Source organism: Lentzea sp. NPDC092896, from assembly GCF_044754905.1.
In the GTDB taxonomy this organism is placed as follows: domain Bacteria; phylum Actinomycetota; class Actinomycetes; order Mycobacteriales; family Pseudonocardiaceae; genus Lentzea.
Map to the genome: position 1 here is coordinate 432018 of NZ_JBIVPX010000006.1, position 14281 is coordinate 446298.

A 14281-nucleotide genomic window follows, 5' to 3' on the forward strand; every position below is an offset into this window, starting at 1 on the left:
ACTGTTGACCTGCGCGTTTCTCGTTCTCGAACTGTCGGCGAACACACCGTCCCGGGTGGTGCGGCCCCGTCCGGCCCGGGTAGGAAGATGTACTGGTGACCGTCAGCCCGTTTGAGATCGCGGAGGCGCTCGGGCTGAACAAGCCGACACCCGAGCAGGCCGAGGTGATCGCCGCACCCGCGCAGCCCGCGCTGGTGATCGCGGGCGCCGGAGCGGGCAAGACCGAGACCATGGCCGCGCGGGTCGTCTGGCTGGTCGCGAACGGGCTCGTGCTGCCCGACCGCGTGCTCGGCCTGACGTTCACGCGCAAGGCCGCGCGCCAGCTCGCGGACCGCGTGCGGGCCCGGCTGCGCAGGCTCGCGGGATCGTCCCTGTTGGACGAACTCGATCCCAGCGGCGAGCGCAAGATGGCCGTGCTGACCGGCGAGCCCGTCGTGCTGACGTACCACGCCTACGCGGGGCGCCTGGTGACCGAGCACGGGCTCCGGCTGCCGGTGGAGCCCGGCGTGCGGCTGCTGACGCAGACGGCGTCGTGGCAGCTCGCGCACCGGGTCGTGTCGACGTGGGCGAAGGACCTGGACACGGACAAGGTGCCGGCGACGGTCACCGGGTACCTGTTGTCGCTGGCCGGTGAGCTGGGCGAGCACCTGGTGACGCCCGAGGCGTTGGAGGCGCACGCCCTCGAGCTGTGCGCGTTGATCGAGAACGCTCCGCGCGCGCCTCGCCAGCGGGACGCGTTGCCGGAGAAGCTGAAGGAAATCGTTGCGGCGCAACGGTTGCGGGTCGCGATGTTGCCGTTGCTGGACGCGTACCAGCAGCGCAAGCGCAAAGAGGCCGCGTTGGACTTCGCGGACCAGATGTCGCTGGCGGCGCAGCTGGCCTCGTTCGAGGAGGTGTCCGCCGGGGAACGTGAGCGGTACGGCGCCGTGCTGCTGGACGAGTACCAGGACACCGGGCACGCGCAGCGCGTGCTGCTGCGGTCGTTGTTCGGTGAGGGCGAGCCGATGCCGGTGACGTCGGTGGGCGACCCGGCGCAGGCCATCTACGGCTGGCGCGGGGCGTCCGCGGCGAACCTGCCGCGCTTCGCCGACGACTTCCCGCCGACGCGGAAGTTCGGGCTGCTGACCAGTTTCCGCAACCCGCCCGAGGTCCTGGAACTGGCGAACGCCGTGTCGTTGCCGCTGCGCGAGGCCGGTCTGGACGTCGACGAACTGCGGGCCCGGCCGGGCGCGGGCCCTGGCGACGTCCGGCTCGCCCTGCACACCGACATCCGCGCCGAGCTCGACTGGATGGCGGACAACGTCGCCGCGCAGTGGGAGGCGCACCTCGACGCCGAGGGTGTCCCGCCGACCGCGGCCGTGCTGGTGCGCCGCCGTTCGGACATGGCCGCCATCGCCGCCGCGCTGCGGGAACGCGGCCTGCCGGTCGAGGTCGTCGGCCTCGGCGGCCTGCTGGACGAACCCGAGGTGCGCGACCTGGTGTCGGCACTGCGAGTGCTCGTCGATCCTCTGGCCGGTACCGCCGCCGCCCGCCTGCTGACCGGCTCGCGCTGGCGGTTGGCCGCCGTCGACCTGGCCGCGCTGTGGTCGCGGGCCCGCGAACTGGCGGGCGTCGCACCGCGACAGTCCGTTGTGGACGATCCGCTGATGGTCCTGGCGGACGCGCTGCCCGGCGAACACGCCGAACAGGCCGGTCTCGCCGACGCGCTGGACGATCCCGGCGACCCCGACGCCTACTCCACCGACGGCTACCGGCGGATCCGGCGGCTCGGCGGCGAGCTGGCGACGTTGCGGCGCAGGCTCGACCAGCCGCTGTCCGAACTGGTGGCCGACGTGGAACGCACGCTGCTGCTCGACATCGAGTCGATGTCCCGCCAGGGCATGGTCGGCCGCGCCCACCTCGACGCGTTCTCCGACGTCGTGACGGACTTCGCCGCCGCCTCCCCGTCCGCGACGCTCCCGTCGCTGCTCGACTACCTCTACACCGCCGAACATGCGGAAGACGGCCTGGAACCCGGCGAGGTGGAGGTCTCCGAGGACCGCGTGCAGATCCTGACCGTCCACTCGGCGAAGGGCCTGGAGTGGCGGATCGTCGCGTTGCCGCACCTGGTCCGCGACGTGTTCCCGGGCCGCAAGAAGTCCTCGTGCTGGCTCAAGTCCGTGACCGAGCTCCCGGCTCCACTGCGCGGCGACTCGGCCGACCTGCCGAAGTTGAAGCTGTCCGCCGGCTACAACCGCAAGGAGGTCGACGAGGCGCTGACGATCCACGCGGAGGAGTTCGAGGAGCGCCGCCTGGTCGAGGAACGCCGGCTCTTCTACGTGGGCGTGACCCGGGCCGAACACAGCCTGCTGATGTCGGGCCACTGGTGGGCGGAGGCCGGCGACAAGCCGAAGGGCCCGTCGGTGTTCCTGCGGGAGATGCACGAGGTCCTGCAACGCGACACCGCCCCCGGCGACATCTCCGTCTGGACCCCGGAACCCGACGCCGACACCCCGAACCCGCTGGCCGAGGACGTCAAGACCTCGCAGTGGCCGGCCGACCCGCTGGGCAGGCGCCGCGACGCCGTGGTCGAAGGCGCCACGATGGTCCTGGCGGCTCTGGACGCCCTGCGCAACGCCCCACCGGCACCCCTGCCGCTGATCTTCGACGAGCCCGCCGCCGAACTCGTCGACGAGGACTACCCGCCGCCCACCGACGAGCCCCCGGACGACGACTTCCCGCCGGAGCCGGAGCCGCTCCCCGACGACGTGGTCCCGGACGACCCGGAAATGCCTCTCGACGAGGACCCGGAAGGCTGGGCCCGCGACGTCGACGTGCTGCTGGCCGAACGCGCGGCCTCGCAGAACCGCCGCGAACAGGTGGCCCTCCCCGACCACCTCTCGGTCTCCCAGCTCGTGGAGCTGGCCAAGGACCCGGACCTGCTGGCCCGCCGCCTGCGCCGCCCGCTCCCGTTCCCGCCGAACCCGCTGGCCCGCCGGGGCACCGCCTTCCACACGTGGCTGGAGAACCGCTTCGGAGCCACCCGCCTGCTCGACATCGACGAACTCCCGGGAGCCGGCGACGCCGACGCGGCTCCGGACGCCGACCTGGACCGTCTGAAGGAGTCGTTCCTGGCCAGCGCCTGGGCGGACCGCACCCCGCACGACGTGGAGGTGCCGTTCGAGGCGGAGTTCGACGGCATCTCGGTGCGCGGCCGCATGGACGCCGTGTACCGCGACCCGGACGGCTGGACCGTCGTCGACTGGAAGACCGGCGCCGTCCCGGACTCGGACGCCCTGCCCGCGCTGTCGGTGCAGCTCGCCGCGTACCGGCTGGCCTGGGCGGCTCTGGTCGGCGCGCCGTTGGAACAGGTGCGGGCCGCTTTCCACTACGTGCGGCACGACCACACGGTGCGGCCTGCGGACCTGTTGGAGGAGCAGGGCCTGAAGGACCTGATCCGGTCCGTGGAGTCGTGATCAGGCCTGAGGGCTGCTGCTGGCGGGAGCGTGCGAGGCCTTCAGCACCCGCTCGTACAGCACCTCGAGCAGCCACCGCCCGAACAGCGACGGCCCGAACTCCGGCGAGCGGTCCTCCGGCGGCACCATGAGGTCGGCGGTGGTGTCGTCGCCCACGACGACGCCGATGCCGTAGTAGTCGAGTTCGATGTACGACCAGGCCTGGGACTCTTCGGTGCGGGGGAGCATCACCGCGCACGGGGCCAGGGTCAGGAGGGTGCCGCACGACTGGAGGGCGCGGTCCGTGGTGGACTCGCTGACCAATACGCCGACCAGTTCGACCGCGGCCACCGGGAGGCGGTCGTGCGCGTCCGGCTCGAACCACGAGCGGAACCACGACGGGTCGGCTCTCGGGGGCCAGCCGTTCTCGGTTCTCCACTCGTGCACTTCGGGCAGCAAGCGCACCACCGCGGACACCTGCTGGCCCAGGACGGCGACGTCGGGTACGACGACTCCGTCCCAGCCGAGCGCGGTTGCGGCGCGTTCAAGGAGCGATTGCACAGGGCGCATCCTAAGGTTCCTCGCGCGGAAAATGACAGCGTTTGCGGGACACTTGGTTAAGGATTACCCAGGGTGGTCATGGAGAGCGTTTCGCGACTTTCCACGCCCATGCGACGAGCGGGATCTGCAGCGGCAGGCGACCGTAGGCGATGGCACGGGCTTTGGGGGATTTGTCCCGGAAATCCAGAGCCATTTTCACGTTCGCCGGAAACACGGCCACGAACAGCGCGGTGGCCGCGAAGGCGCCCAGACGGCGCGTTCGGGGAGTGGCCACGGCGGCTGCCACGGCCAGTTCGGCCACGCCGGACGCGTACGTCCACTGCCGCGGGGTGCCGGGCAACGAGCGGGGGACGATCGCGTCGTAGTACTTCGGCCTGGTGAAGTGGGTTGCTCCAGCCAGACCGAGCAGTGCGGCGAGCGCCAGCGCCGACCGCGCTCGGGAACGGGTTGGTTCCATGGCGTCACCCTGTCATGCCTACGCCGCGTAGGCGAGGTGGGGCTGGCCTATTCTCCACGGGCGTGGCAGGTGATTCTCGTCATTCCGAACGCGCCGCTGTCGCCGCGCTGACCGATTCCTTCGTCGCCGGGCTCTGCGACTGGATCACGATTCCGAGCATCGGGGTGGATCCCCGGCATCACGTTGACGTGCGGAGATCTGCCGAATGGCTCGCCGGTCAACTGCGAGCGGACGGGTGGCCCGAGGTCGCGGTCTGGGGTGAGGGGCCCGCGCTTCCCGCCGTGTTCGCGTGCTGGCCCGCAGCCGATCCGGACGCACCGACCGTGCTCGTCTACGGGCACCACGACGTGCAGCCGGTCGATCCGATCGAGCGGTGGGAGCATCCGCCGTTCGAGCCCGTGATCAGCGGCGACGAGATCAGGGGGCGGGGTGCGAGCGACGACAAGGGACAGGTCGCGATGCACCTGCTCGCGGTGAAAGCACATCTGGCCGCCACCGGACAGAATGCGCCGAGCGTCACGCTGAAACTCTTCGTCGAGGGTGAGGAGGAATCGGGTTCTCCGCATCTGCGAAAGCTGCTCGAAGATCACCACGACGAACTCGGTTGCGATCTTGTGGTGTTCACGGACACCGCATTGCACGAACGCGACGCACCGACGGTCAACACCGGGCAACGGGGTGTTCTCGGCGGTGAGATCACGTTCTTCGGCGGCACCGATGACGTCCATTCCGGGCGTGCGGGCGGCGCGATTCCGAACCCCGTCACGGCACTCGCGAAACTCGTCGCCGCGCTACACGACGACGACAACCGGATCCAGCTCGAAGGCTTCTACGACGACGTCCGGGAACCGACCGACCGCGAACGCGAGGACTACGCGGCGCTGCCGTTCGACGAGCGGAAGTGGCTGGCGCACAACGGAGGCGGCGCCCAGGCGACGCACGGCGAGACCGGCTACAGCACGTTCGAACGGATCTGGGTGCGGCCCACCGCCGAGATCAACGGCATCAGCGGCGGCTACACCGGCCCCGGCCTGAAGACGATCATCCCGGCGTCCGCCACGGCGAAGATCAGCTTCCGCCTCGTGCCCGACCAGCAGCCGGACGAGGTCGCGGAACAGCTCAAGCGGTTCGTCGCCCTGCACACACCGAACGGCATCACCGCCGAGGTCACCTTCCGGGGCGAGGGCGTCCCGCCGTACGCGATCAGTCCGGACGACCCGGCGAACGCGGCGGTCAAGGAGGCGATGGAACTCGCCTTCGACCAGTCCGTGAGGTTCGCGCGGGCCGGCGGATCGGGACCCGCCGCGGTGCTGCGGGAGCGCCTCGGGGTGCCCCTCGTCTACCTCGGCGCGACCTTGCCGGATGATCGCGTCCACGCGCCGAACGAGCGCGTAGTGGTGCCGTTGCTCCTCAAAGGCGCGGAGGCGGCCGCTCACCTGTGGCGGATGCTTGCGAAAGCAGAAATCGCGAAGAGGTTGTCCCGATGAGCCTGTCTGAGGAAGCGTCGCACTCGCTCGTCGGCGTGATCAGGATGCCGGACCAGGCGCAGAGCCCTGCCCGCGCGATCCTCAAGCGCGTCGTCGGAGCGATGGCGGCGTTGCTGCTCGCGGTGCTGATCGTCTACTTGGACCGCGACGGCTACCGCGACGTCAACGAGGACGGCGTCTCGTTGCTCGACTCGTTCTACTACGCGACGGTGTCTCTCTCGACGACCGGCTACGGCGACATCACGCCCGCGTCGTCGTCGGCGCGGCTGGTCAACGTCCTGGTCATCACGCCGTTGCGGGTCCTGTTCCTGATCGTGCTGGTCGGCACGACACTCGAAGTTCTCACCGAGCGCTCCCGTCAGGCGTTGCGCATTCAAAAGTGGAGGCGGGTTGTGCGGGACCACGTGGTGGTCGTCGGTTACGGCACGAAGGGACGTTCAGCGGTCGCCGCGCTGCTCGGTGACGGGACCGAGCCGGGCTCGATCGTCGTCGTCGACACCGTGCAGGAGTCGCTCGACGCGGCGTCCGCCATCGGGCTCGTGACCGTGCATGGGTCCGGTACCCGCAACGACGTGCTGAGGGTCGCCGGTGCGGCCCGTGCGCGTGCGATCGTCGTCGCCCCGAACCGGGACGACACGGCGGTGCTGGTGACGTTGACGGCCCGCGAACTCGCCCCCAAGGCGCAGATCGTCGCGTCGGTGCGGGAGCGGGAGAACGAGCACCTGCTCAGGCAGTCCGGCGCCGACTCGGTGGTCGTGTCGTCGGAGACGGCCGGTCGCCTGCTCGGCATGGCCACCGCGACGCCGTCCGTCGTGGCGATGGTCGAGGACCTGCTCACGCCCGACGCGGGCCTCGCGATCGCCGAGCGCGACGTCGAGAAGAGCGAGATCGGCGGGTCGCCGCGGCACCTGTCCGACATCGTGCTCGGTGTGGTGCGGGGCAAGACGTTGTTCCGGGTGGACGCTCCGGAGGCGGACGCGATCGAGCCGGGGGACCGGCTGCTCTACGTCAAGAAGGTGACTCCGCCAGGAGAAGAGTGAATCGGCGCTGCACGCGTAGTCCAATGAGGGGCTCCCCGGCACAGGGGAGCCATACCCCTCGGAGGAAGTATGGATCTGCCGCTGGTCCTGATCGTGATCGGCCTCGTCGTGCTGGTCGTGGTCGTGGTGCTCTCGATCGCGTCCACCGGGAGGGAGAGCGAGAGGGTCAGCTCCGCCACTGCGGCCATCCGTTTCCTCGAGCGCCGGGTGGGCGCACCGGGGTGGACGAAGGTGTCCGACCAGGAGGACATGCCGGCTGGGCGGATGAGCGGCCTGCCCGGGTTGGGGCGGGGCGGCACCGTGGCGGGAGTCCACGAGGGGCGTGCCGTCCGGGTCGCCGCCTTCTCCTCGACGACGTCCGGCGGGCTCGGCACCACCGGGTACTCCCACACCACGAGAACCGTCCCGGCGCTCGTGGTGGTGCTGGACGCACCGGAACTCACCGGCGACCTGCGAATGGACCCGCCTCGACCTGGCGCGGCCTACGAGATCTCGGGCGACCTGGCGCCTCTCGTGTCGGGAGACACCGAGCGGAAGGTCCTCGCCCAGCTGAGGTCGTACGAGCCACCCGCCGTGGACATCGCCGACGGCGTCGCCTGTTTCACCTTCACCGACGTGGACCTCGCCGAGCAGATCGACGACGTGGCCGCCATGGCGTGCGACGTGGTCGGCATCCTCGCGGACGTCAGGAAACCGGCTCACCCGGTCGAGGAGTAGCGAGCACGCACCGGTACCCCGCCTCGGCGTCGCCGAGACGGGGTACGTGACGCACTAGATCACGGCCACCCAGGCCTGGTCTGCGAATTGCGCGCAGTCGAACTGCACCAACGGGGCGTTGTCGCTGTTTCCGCGAACAACCAGGCACTTGCCGCTGTTGAGGTTCTTCACGTGAGACCAGTTGGGGTCACCGGGGTACGACGGGAAATACCAGTACTGGTCAGCGAAGTCCAGGCACTGGTTCTGGACGACAGGGGCGTTGTTGTCCGCACCTCGGACGAGCAGACACTTGCCACTGTTCAGGTTGCGGATCTGGTACAGATCCCCGCCCTTGCTGACGAGGATCCACTTCTGGTCGGCGAAGTCCAGGCACTGGTTCTGGACGACGGACGTGTTGTCGGCCCCGCCCCTGACCAGTGCGCACTTGCCGCTGTTCTTGTTCAACAGCCAGAAGCCGGCGAGGGCCTTGGTCGCACCGGCCTTCTCCGACAACGAACTCAGTGGTTCCGCGTTGGCCGGCTGAAAGGTGCCGACCAACGCGAGAAGTACTCCGAAAAACACGGTCGCGATCCGAATCCTTGCACGCTTCAAAGAGTCCCCCAGACTGAAAAAGGCGTGACAAAAGAAGTGATCGAGAACAGTGACGGCAGCTCACGAAAATCAGGGGGCGCAGTATTCGCTGCGTTACGAACTGCTCTCAACCCCAGTGGACCTCGGTGCCCCCCAGGCCAGGTCCGCAGCTCACGTTATTGTGAAATCACAAAGCGTGAAATAGCCCAAACGATCTAATCGTCAAGAAGTCAGCTCTGCTCGGCGAGGAGTGGACAGCACGGCCGGCGCGCGCAGAGGCGCGTAGCGGAAGAGAAAGGCGTAGAAGCCGCCTGCCAGCGCCGCCATGCACAGCAGCAGCGCGGTGAGGCGGCGCCCGACCGGAAGTCCGACCGGGACGGAGGCGGCGGAGGACACCATCTCGCCGCCGGTGTTGATGATCTCGACCGTCTCGCCCTTGGTGTGGCCGCAGCCGTCGAGCTTGGCCTGCTTCTTCTGGCCGTCGGCATCCCACTCGACCGTGTCCATGCCCTGGCCGCACGAACCGCTCTCGACGACGGTCGCGGCCACGGGTCTGGGGGGTTCCTCGGCGCCCAGCACCTTGGCCGGCGCCAAAAGGGCGATCGCGACCCCGATCCCGACCAGTCCGACGACCAGCAGGATGAACACCCATCTGTCCGGGCTTCGCGGAACCGCCACACTGCGATGTTCGCAGACGCGGCGGCCCGCGTGGAGCCCAGGTTTACTTCGGCAGCTGACGCAGCTGGTCGACCTTGACGGTCTTGCCGTCCGACACGGTTCCGGTCACGGCGACGAGGTCACCGTTCTTCGGCTTCTCGCTCACCGACGACAGGTCGAGCGCCGTCTGCAGTCCGTCGACCTGCACCAACGTGGCGTTGTTGCCGTTGACGTCCTTGACGGTGCCGCGCACCTGCGCCTTGGCCAGCGCCACGTTCAGCGCCTTGCCGTCCTTCACGCGCACGGTCACGCGCTGGTCGGCCTTGAGACCGGCGATGTCACCACCGCGCAGCTTCGTCGCGCTGTCAGTGGTCAACGACACCTCGCTGCCGTCGTCCTTGGTGATCGTGAGCTTGCCGGTCTCGACCGACTTGACCCGTCCGACGACCAGGGTGCTGTCCTTGAGCTTGGCCTTGTCCGGGCGTCCGCCCTTGCCGGGACCGCCGGGACCGCCGGGGTGGCGTTCCGCGAACGCCGCGGCCGGGCCGTCCGGGCCCTCGGCCGCCGTCGCGACAGCAATGCCGCCGACGGTCAGGCCGACGGCCGCGACGATGGCGCCGGCCCACGCTGATTTCTTCGACATGGGCCCCAGGGTGCGCGCGCAATCTGAGCGCAAGCTGAAGGCGAGTCGCCCGAAGTCCCGATGATCAGCAGAATGGTGAGGTGTCCGCCAGGGTGTTGGTGATCGAGGACGCCGAGGCGATCGGCGCCGCGGTGTCTTCCGCGCTGCGTGAGTCCGGGTACGAGGTGCAGCACCGGCTGGACGGGCGTCAGCTGGAGGCCGACCTCGGCCGCTTCCGTCCCGACCTGGTCGTGCTCGACGTGATGCTGCCCGGCCGCGACGGCTTCCAGTTGCTCGAGGTCATCCGCCGCTCGTCCGGCGCCGGCGTGGTCATGCTGACCGCGCGCGACGGCGTCCCCGACCGGCTGCGCGGACTGTCCGGCGGCGCTGACGACTACGTGGGCAAGCCGTTCGTGCTGGCAGAGCTCGTGGCACGGGTGTCGGCGGTGCTGCGGCGGCTGGGCAGGACGCCGTCGACCGTGCAGGTCGGCGACCTGGTCGTGGACGCCGACGCGGGTGTCGTCATGCGCGCCGACCAGCCGATCGAACTGACCGCGACCGAACTGCGGCTGCTGGTGTACCTGGCCGCCCAACGCGGGCGTGTGGTGTCCAAGACGCAGATTCTCACGGCCGTGTGGGGCTACGAGGACTACGACCCGAACCTGGTCGAGGTCCACGTCAGCGCCGTACGCCGCAAGATCGAGGAACACGGCACACGGCTCGTGCACACCGTGCGTGGCCTTGGGTACGTGCTGCGGGCCGAGGAATGAACCTCCGCACAGTCTCGCTGCGCAGGCGCGTCGCGGTGTCGGTGCTGCTGGTGCTGTTCCTCGTGCTGGTGGCGCTGGTGATCTCCGTCGACCGGACGTTCGCCGGACAGTCCTCCAAGGACGTCGACGGAGTGCTGAACAGCACCGAGGCCCGCGCGGTCGAGATGCTGAAGAACGGCAGGCGTCCGGCCGAGATCGTCGGCGTGCTGACGAAGCGGAACATCCACGTCACCATCGAGCTGCCCAACGGCACGACCGTCGGCAGCGCGCCCGACGAGGGCCAGTTCACCCGCCAGGTCCGCAACGTCGGCCGCAACAAGGTCACCCTCTACGCCGACACCGAGGCGATCTCGCAGGCGCAGCACCGGTTGCGGAAGTTGCTGGTGCTGCTGGGACTCGGGGCGATCGCCCTCACCGGTCTGCTGATCGTCGTGGTGGTGCGGCGGGCGTTGGCGCCGCTCGACGCCATGACCTCGCTGGCCCAGGCCATCGCCGCCGGGCATCGAGGCGGACGGTTGAACCCGTCGAGGACCGACACCGAACTGGGGCGGACCGCGGCCGCGTTCGACGGGATGCTCGACTCGCTGGAGGGCTCCGAACAGCGGACCAGGCGGTTCGTCGCCGACGCCGCCCACGAGCTGCGGACGCCGATCACCGGCGTGCAGGCTGTGGCCGAGGCGCTGGTGCAGGCCCCCGTCGACTCGCCTGACCGGGACCAGATGTCGTTCCTGCTGGTCAGGGAGGCGCGTCGGGCCGGGCGGCTGGTCGACGACCTGCTCGCGCTGGCCCAGCTGGACGCCGGGTACGAGATGCAGCGGGAGTCGGTGGACCTGCTGGGGCTGGCCGAGGCGGAGGTGGCGCGAACCCGGTTCGTGGCGCCCGACTTCGACATCGCCGCTGAAGGGGTGCCGGCCGCTGTCGTCGGTGATGGGCAACGGCTTGCGCAGGTGCTGGCGAACCTGGTGGACAACGCCCGGCAGGCGACCGGTCCACAGGGGACCGTCCGGATCCGGGTCGACCTGACCGGGTTCACGGTGTCCGACAACGGGCCCGGTGTGCCCGAGGCAGAGCGGGAACGGATCTTCGACCGGCTGGTCCGGCTCGATGACGCCCGCGACCGGCGCTCGGGCGGATCCGGCCTCGGACTCGCCATCGCCCGAGGGGTGATCAGGGCGCACAGCGGGGACCTGACCTGTGAGCCGTCCGAGCAGGGCGCGGTCTTCCGCGTGACACTGCCCGCGATCAATCCAGTCGCTCAGCCGAGCCACGTTTGATCTCATCGGCGCGTGGACGTCGACGTGGTGGTGCAGTGGGTGAGGACCGAGTGGACCAAGAAGTCCCGTGGTCAGCCAGGGGCGACCCGGCGCAACGCCACTCCGGTCGGGTTCGCGTTGCCGCACCTGCTGCCCGCGGTGCACGAGGTGCGGCTGGGGGAGCGGTACGACTTCGAGCCTCACTGGTCGAAGGAGAGCAGCGAGATCGACCGGATCGCGCTGACCCTTCGCGAGGACGACGAAGTGCTGTCCGTGCAGTTGCAGGACACCCTGCGCGCTTCGCCACGGCGGTGGAACCGGCCTTCCCCGGTCCGGCTGGCGCGCGGCGAGTGGCTCCGCTGGCAGATCAACCACCGGTGGTCGGGCGGCTGCTGCGGCGGGTGGAGCTACGAGCTGACCACGTTGAACCTCGTCTACGGATCGCCGAGCGACGCGAAGGTGTTCCTGGGAACGCCCACGCGTCACGTCGACGAGCAGACCTACCTGAGCTAGGAGACCTCGGCCGGAGCCGCCGCGAACGTGTTGCAGGCGTCCGTCGAGTTCGTCCTGAAGCCCGCGGACGCCCACTGCGCCTGGTTCTTGGCGGAGCCGTGAGCGTTGTTCTCGGGCTTTTCCTCCACGGCGAACTGGAAGTCCTCCTGCGCCTGACGCGCGAGGCTCGCCGTCACGGAACCGCGTCCGGCCGCCGACGTCAGGAACATGCCCGCGAAGCAGTTCGCCTGCAGCTCGATCCGGCGGGACATCTCCAGGCCCGCCGGCGACTTCTCGCCCGCGTCGGTGATCTTCAGGTCCGCCGCGCGCAGCAGGCCCGTCAGCGCCTGGACGTGGTGGCCGTACTCGTGGGCGAGCGTGGCCAGGTGGGTGGCGGGGGCGTCACCGCCGCCGTTGTCCCGCAGGCGGGCCGTGGGCATGTAGATCGTGCGGTTGCGGCCGCAGTAGTAGGCCACCGCGTGGTCCGACTCCGGGGCCGCGCCGCACGGGCCGTCCTTCAACTCCGGTGAGGCGTCGAGGGTCGGCTTGTCGAACGGCAGGTTCGCCGTCGTCAGCAATGGGCCCCAGGCGGCGTCCAGGCACTCGACGCCCGCCGCGTAGTAGGCGGCCAGCGCGCCGTCCGCGACGCCGAAGGGCGGCATCGCGCAGGTGACCTGGGGCAGCGCGACCGGCTTGACCAGGAACGGGTGGTCGGCCAGCCGGTAGACCGCTCGCGGCCGGATCGGGGTCGACGGCTCGGTCGACGGCGACGTGGCCGGGCGCGACCCCGCCAGCGCGTGACCCGTCACGAGTCTCGGGCGACTCAGTTGACCGATCCCGAGGACGAACGCGACCACCAGCACGAACACTCCCGCGAGCACGACCGGGTTGTTCTTGGCTGGTTGGGTCACGTTCTCCCCTTCCTAGGAGACAGAACCCGGGTCGGCTGCCCAGGTGTTGCACTCTGAAGCCTTGTTCGACTTGTAGCCCCGGTCGACCCAGGACGCGTTGTTCCCCGGTGAGCCGTGGTCCTTCGTCGGGTAGATGTCGTAGTCGCCCCGGTTGCCCGCGTCGGTCAGGGCCACCCGGATCACGTCTATCGGTATCGCGCCGTGGGACAAAGGGGCCAGCGACATGCCGCCGAAGCAGGTGGCTTGCAGCTCCATCCGGCGGTTCAGGTCGAGGCCCTTCGGAGTATCCCATCCGCCCGCGTCGTACTGCGCGCGGTCCGATGCTTTCAGCATTCCGGTGAGCCACTGGATGTGGTGGCCGTACTCGTGGGCGAGCTGGCCCAGGTACTTGCCGGGGTGGTTCGGGTTGTTCGGGTTGCGCTCGGCGGCGTAGGCGTTCGCCGTCCAGTAGATGCCGCCCTGGCAGTACCGCGCCGTCTGGTCCGGCCGGACGGTGCCGCACGGGTACTGCGCGCTCTCGGTGATGATGTGCAGCTCAACGGGCTGGTACGGCAGGTTCGCGGCCTGCAGCGCCGGCTTCCACATGCTCTCGATGCACGGCAGCGCGGCGCGCAGGAACTTGTCCTGGCCCGCCGGCGAGTAGTCCATCGCCGGGAGGTTGCAGCCCGAGATCGTGTTCGCGCCGAACCCCGGCTTGAGGAACGGGTGGTCGGCCAGCGCGTAGACGGCCTTCGGGCCCGCCGGGGTCGCCGGAGCAGAAGGCGTGCGGGACGCGGACGTGCGCGTCGGGGCGGACGTCTCCGTCGGCGTGTCCGTCGTGGTCGGCAGGCTGAACGTCGGGCTCTGCGTCGTGTACGCCGAGTAGCCCGTGTCCTTGACCTTGTTGTTCAGGGTCGCCGCGAACACACCGACCGCGCCCAGGCCGAGGATCACGACGCCGCCCAGGATCAGGGCGATCATCGGGCCGTTGTTCTTGCGGCGCGGCGGCATGCCGGGATACGGCCCGTATCCGGGCGGCGGCGGGCCCCACGACGGCTGCGGCGGCGGCATGACCGGGCCAGGTGGCGGCGGGCCGTAGTAGCCGGGAGGCGGGCCCTGCGGTGGCGGCGGGCCGTAGGGAGGCGGTGGGCCTTGCGGCGGACGCTGTCCGAGCGGTGCGGGCATCGGCGGCGGGCCGACCGGGCGCGGTGGCGGCCAGGTGCCCGGCGGTGGTTGCGTCATCGCCTGAGGTCCCCCCAATGGTCATCCTGGGTCGGGTACGAGCATATGCGGACCGAGATCGCGCGTCCCCCGACCGGGCTGTCACGTCC

14 protein-coding genes are annotated in these 14281 nt (G+C 69.9%); 7 read left to right on the forward strand and 7 right to left on the reverse strand.

What is annotated here, in order from left to right; genetic code table 11:
• Window positions 1-95 precede the first annotated feature (95 nt).
• Window positions 96-3455 (forward strand): ATP-dependent helicase, encoded by a 3360-nt coding sequence (locus ACIQF0_RS29930; RefSeq protein WP_401034719.1) that lies wholly within the window; start codon window positions 96-98, stop codon window positions 3453-3455.
• Here the strand turns inward: ACIQF0_RS29930 and ACIQF0_RS29935 are convergent, their stop codons facing one another.
• The gene (locus tag ACIQF0_RS29935; RefSeq protein ID WP_177320709.1) at window positions 3456-3995 is read right to left on the reverse strand and encodes a hypothetical protein; all 540 of its coding nucleotides are present in this window, start codon (window positions 3993-3995) and stop codon (window positions 3456-3458) included.
• 76 nt (window positions 3996-4071) lie between these two features.
• Window positions 4072-4452, reverse strand: coding sequence for a MauE/DoxX family redox-associated membrane protein (locus tag ACIQF0_RS29940; RefSeq protein ID WP_401034722.1), 381 nt, complete (start codon window positions 4450-4452; stop codon window positions 4072-4074).
• Between the two features lie 62 nt (window positions 4453-4514).
• Here ACIQF0_RS29940 and ACIQF0_RS29945 point away from each other — a divergent pair, with 62 nt between their 5' ends.
• The 3 genes from ACIQF0_RS29945 (at window position 4515) to ACIQF0_RS29955 (ending at window position 7696) form a co-directional block, all read left to right on the forward strand.
• Window positions 4515-5939, forward strand: a complete 1425-nt coding sequence (locus ACIQF0_RS29945; RefSeq protein WP_401034724.1) for a M20/M25/M40 family metallo-hydrolase — start codon at window positions 4515-4517, stop codon at window positions 5937-5939.
• The gene (locus tag ACIQF0_RS29950) at window positions 5936-6979 is read left to right on the forward strand and encodes a potassium channel family protein (RefSeq protein WP_360037474.1); all 1044 of its coding nucleotides are present in this window, start codon (window positions 5936-5938) and stop codon (window positions 6977-6979) included. Before ACIQF0_RS29945 ends, ACIQF0_RS29950 begins: the two co-directional genes overlap by 4 nt.
• A gap of 69 nt (window positions 6980-7048) precedes the next feature.
• Window positions 7049-7696 (forward strand): hypothetical protein, encoded by a 648-nt coding sequence (locus tag ACIQF0_RS29955; RefSeq protein ID WP_401034728.1) that lies wholly within the window; start codon window positions 7049-7051, stop codon window positions 7694-7696.
• 54 nt (window positions 7697-7750) lie between these two features.
• On the opposite strand, the gene ACIQF0_RS29960 is transcribed toward ACIQF0_RS29955, so the two are convergent.
• The 3 genes from ACIQF0_RS29960 to ACIQF0_RS29970 form a co-directional block, all read right to left on the reverse strand.
• Window positions 7751-8257 carry an RICIN domain-containing protein gene (locus ACIQF0_RS29960; RefSeq protein WP_401034731.1) on the reverse strand — a complete coding sequence of 169 codons (507 nt, stop codon included), beginning with the start codon at window positions 8255-8257 and terminating at the stop codon, window positions 7751-7753.
• A 231-nt stretch (window positions 8258-8488) separates the two neighbouring features.
• Window positions 8489-8944 carry a hypothetical protein gene (locus ACIQF0_RS29965; protein WP_401034733.1) on the reverse strand — a complete coding sequence of 152 codons (456 nt, stop codon included), beginning with the start codon at window positions 8942-8944 and terminating at the stop codon, window positions 8489-8491.
• A gap of 43 nt (window positions 8945-8987) precedes the next feature.
• Entirely contained in the window at window positions 8988-9566 is a 579-nt protein-coding gene (locus tag ACIQF0_RS29970; RefSeq protein WP_401034736.1) for a hypothetical protein, read from the reverse strand.
• 80 nt (window positions 9567-9646) lie between these two features.
• Between ACIQF0_RS29970 and ACIQF0_RS29975 the strand changes: the two genes are divergently transcribed.
• The 3 genes from ACIQF0_RS29975 to ACIQF0_RS29985 are packed head-to-tail and all read left to right on the forward strand — an operon-like array spanning window position 9647 to window position 12081.
• The gene (locus tag ACIQF0_RS29975) at window positions 9647-10315 is read left to right on the forward strand and encodes a response regulator transcription factor (RefSeq protein WP_093602248.1); all 669 of its coding nucleotides are present in this window, start codon (window positions 9647-9649) and stop codon (window positions 10313-10315) included.
• Window positions 10312-11589 (forward strand): sensor histidine kinase, encoded by a 1278-nt coding sequence (locus ACIQF0_RS29980; protein WP_401034739.1) that lies wholly within the window; start codon window positions 10312-10314, stop codon window positions 11587-11589. The genes ACIQF0_RS29975 and ACIQF0_RS29980 overlap by 4 nt, the downstream gene beginning before the upstream one ends.
• Window positions 11590-11601: 12 nt before the next feature.
• Complete coding sequence (locus ACIQF0_RS29985) at window positions 11602-12081, forward strand: hypothetical protein (protein ID WP_401034742.1); 480 nt, start codon at window positions 11602-11604, stop codon at window positions 12079-12081.
• On the opposite strand, the gene ACIQF0_RS29990 is transcribed toward ACIQF0_RS29985, so the two are convergent.
• On the reverse strand, window positions 12078-12971 hold the full coding sequence (locus ACIQF0_RS29990) for a neutral zinc metallopeptidase (protein ID WP_401034745.1): 894 nt from the start codon (window positions 12969-12971) through the stop codon (window positions 12078-12080). The genes ACIQF0_RS29985 and ACIQF0_RS29990 overlap by 4 nt on opposite strands.
• A gap of 12 nt (window positions 12972-12983) precedes the next feature.
• A complete protein-coding gene (locus ACIQF0_RS29995; protein ID WP_401034748.1) occupies window positions 12984-14192 on the reverse strand; it encodes a neutral zinc metallopeptidase in 1209 nt (402 codons plus the stop codon).
• Between the last annotated feature and the right edge of the window lie 89 nt (window positions 14193-14281).

What these genes read in the sequence shown, in the direction of transcription:
- ACIQF0_RS29940 (WP_401034722.1), bottom strand. Translation starts at nt 4,452, where the DNA reads ATGGAACCAACCCGTTCCCGAGCGCGGTCGGCGCTGGCGCTCGCCGCA.
- ACIQF0_RS29950 (WP_360037474.1), top strand. Translation starts at nt 5,936, where the DNA reads ATGAGCCTGTCTGAGGAAGCGTCGCACTCGCTCGTCGGCGTGATCAGG.
- ACIQF0_RS29955 (WP_401034728.1), top strand. Translation starts at nt 7,049, where the DNA reads ATGGATCTGCCGCTGGTCCTGATCGTGATCGGCCTCGTCGTGCTGGTC.
- ACIQF0_RS29970 (WP_401034736.1), bottom strand. Translation starts at nt 9,566, where the DNA reads ATGTCGAAGAAATCAGCGTGGGCCGGCGCCATCGTCGCGGCCGTCGGC.
- ACIQF0_RS29980 (WP_401034739.1), top strand. Translation starts at nt 10,312, where the DNA reads ATGAACCTCCGCACAGTCTCGCTGCGCAGGCGCGTCGCGGTGTCGGTG.
- ACIQF0_RS29995 (WP_401034748.1), bottom strand. Translation starts at nt 14,192, where the DNA reads ATGACGCAACCACCGCCGGGCACCTGGCCGCCACCGCGCCCGGTCGGC.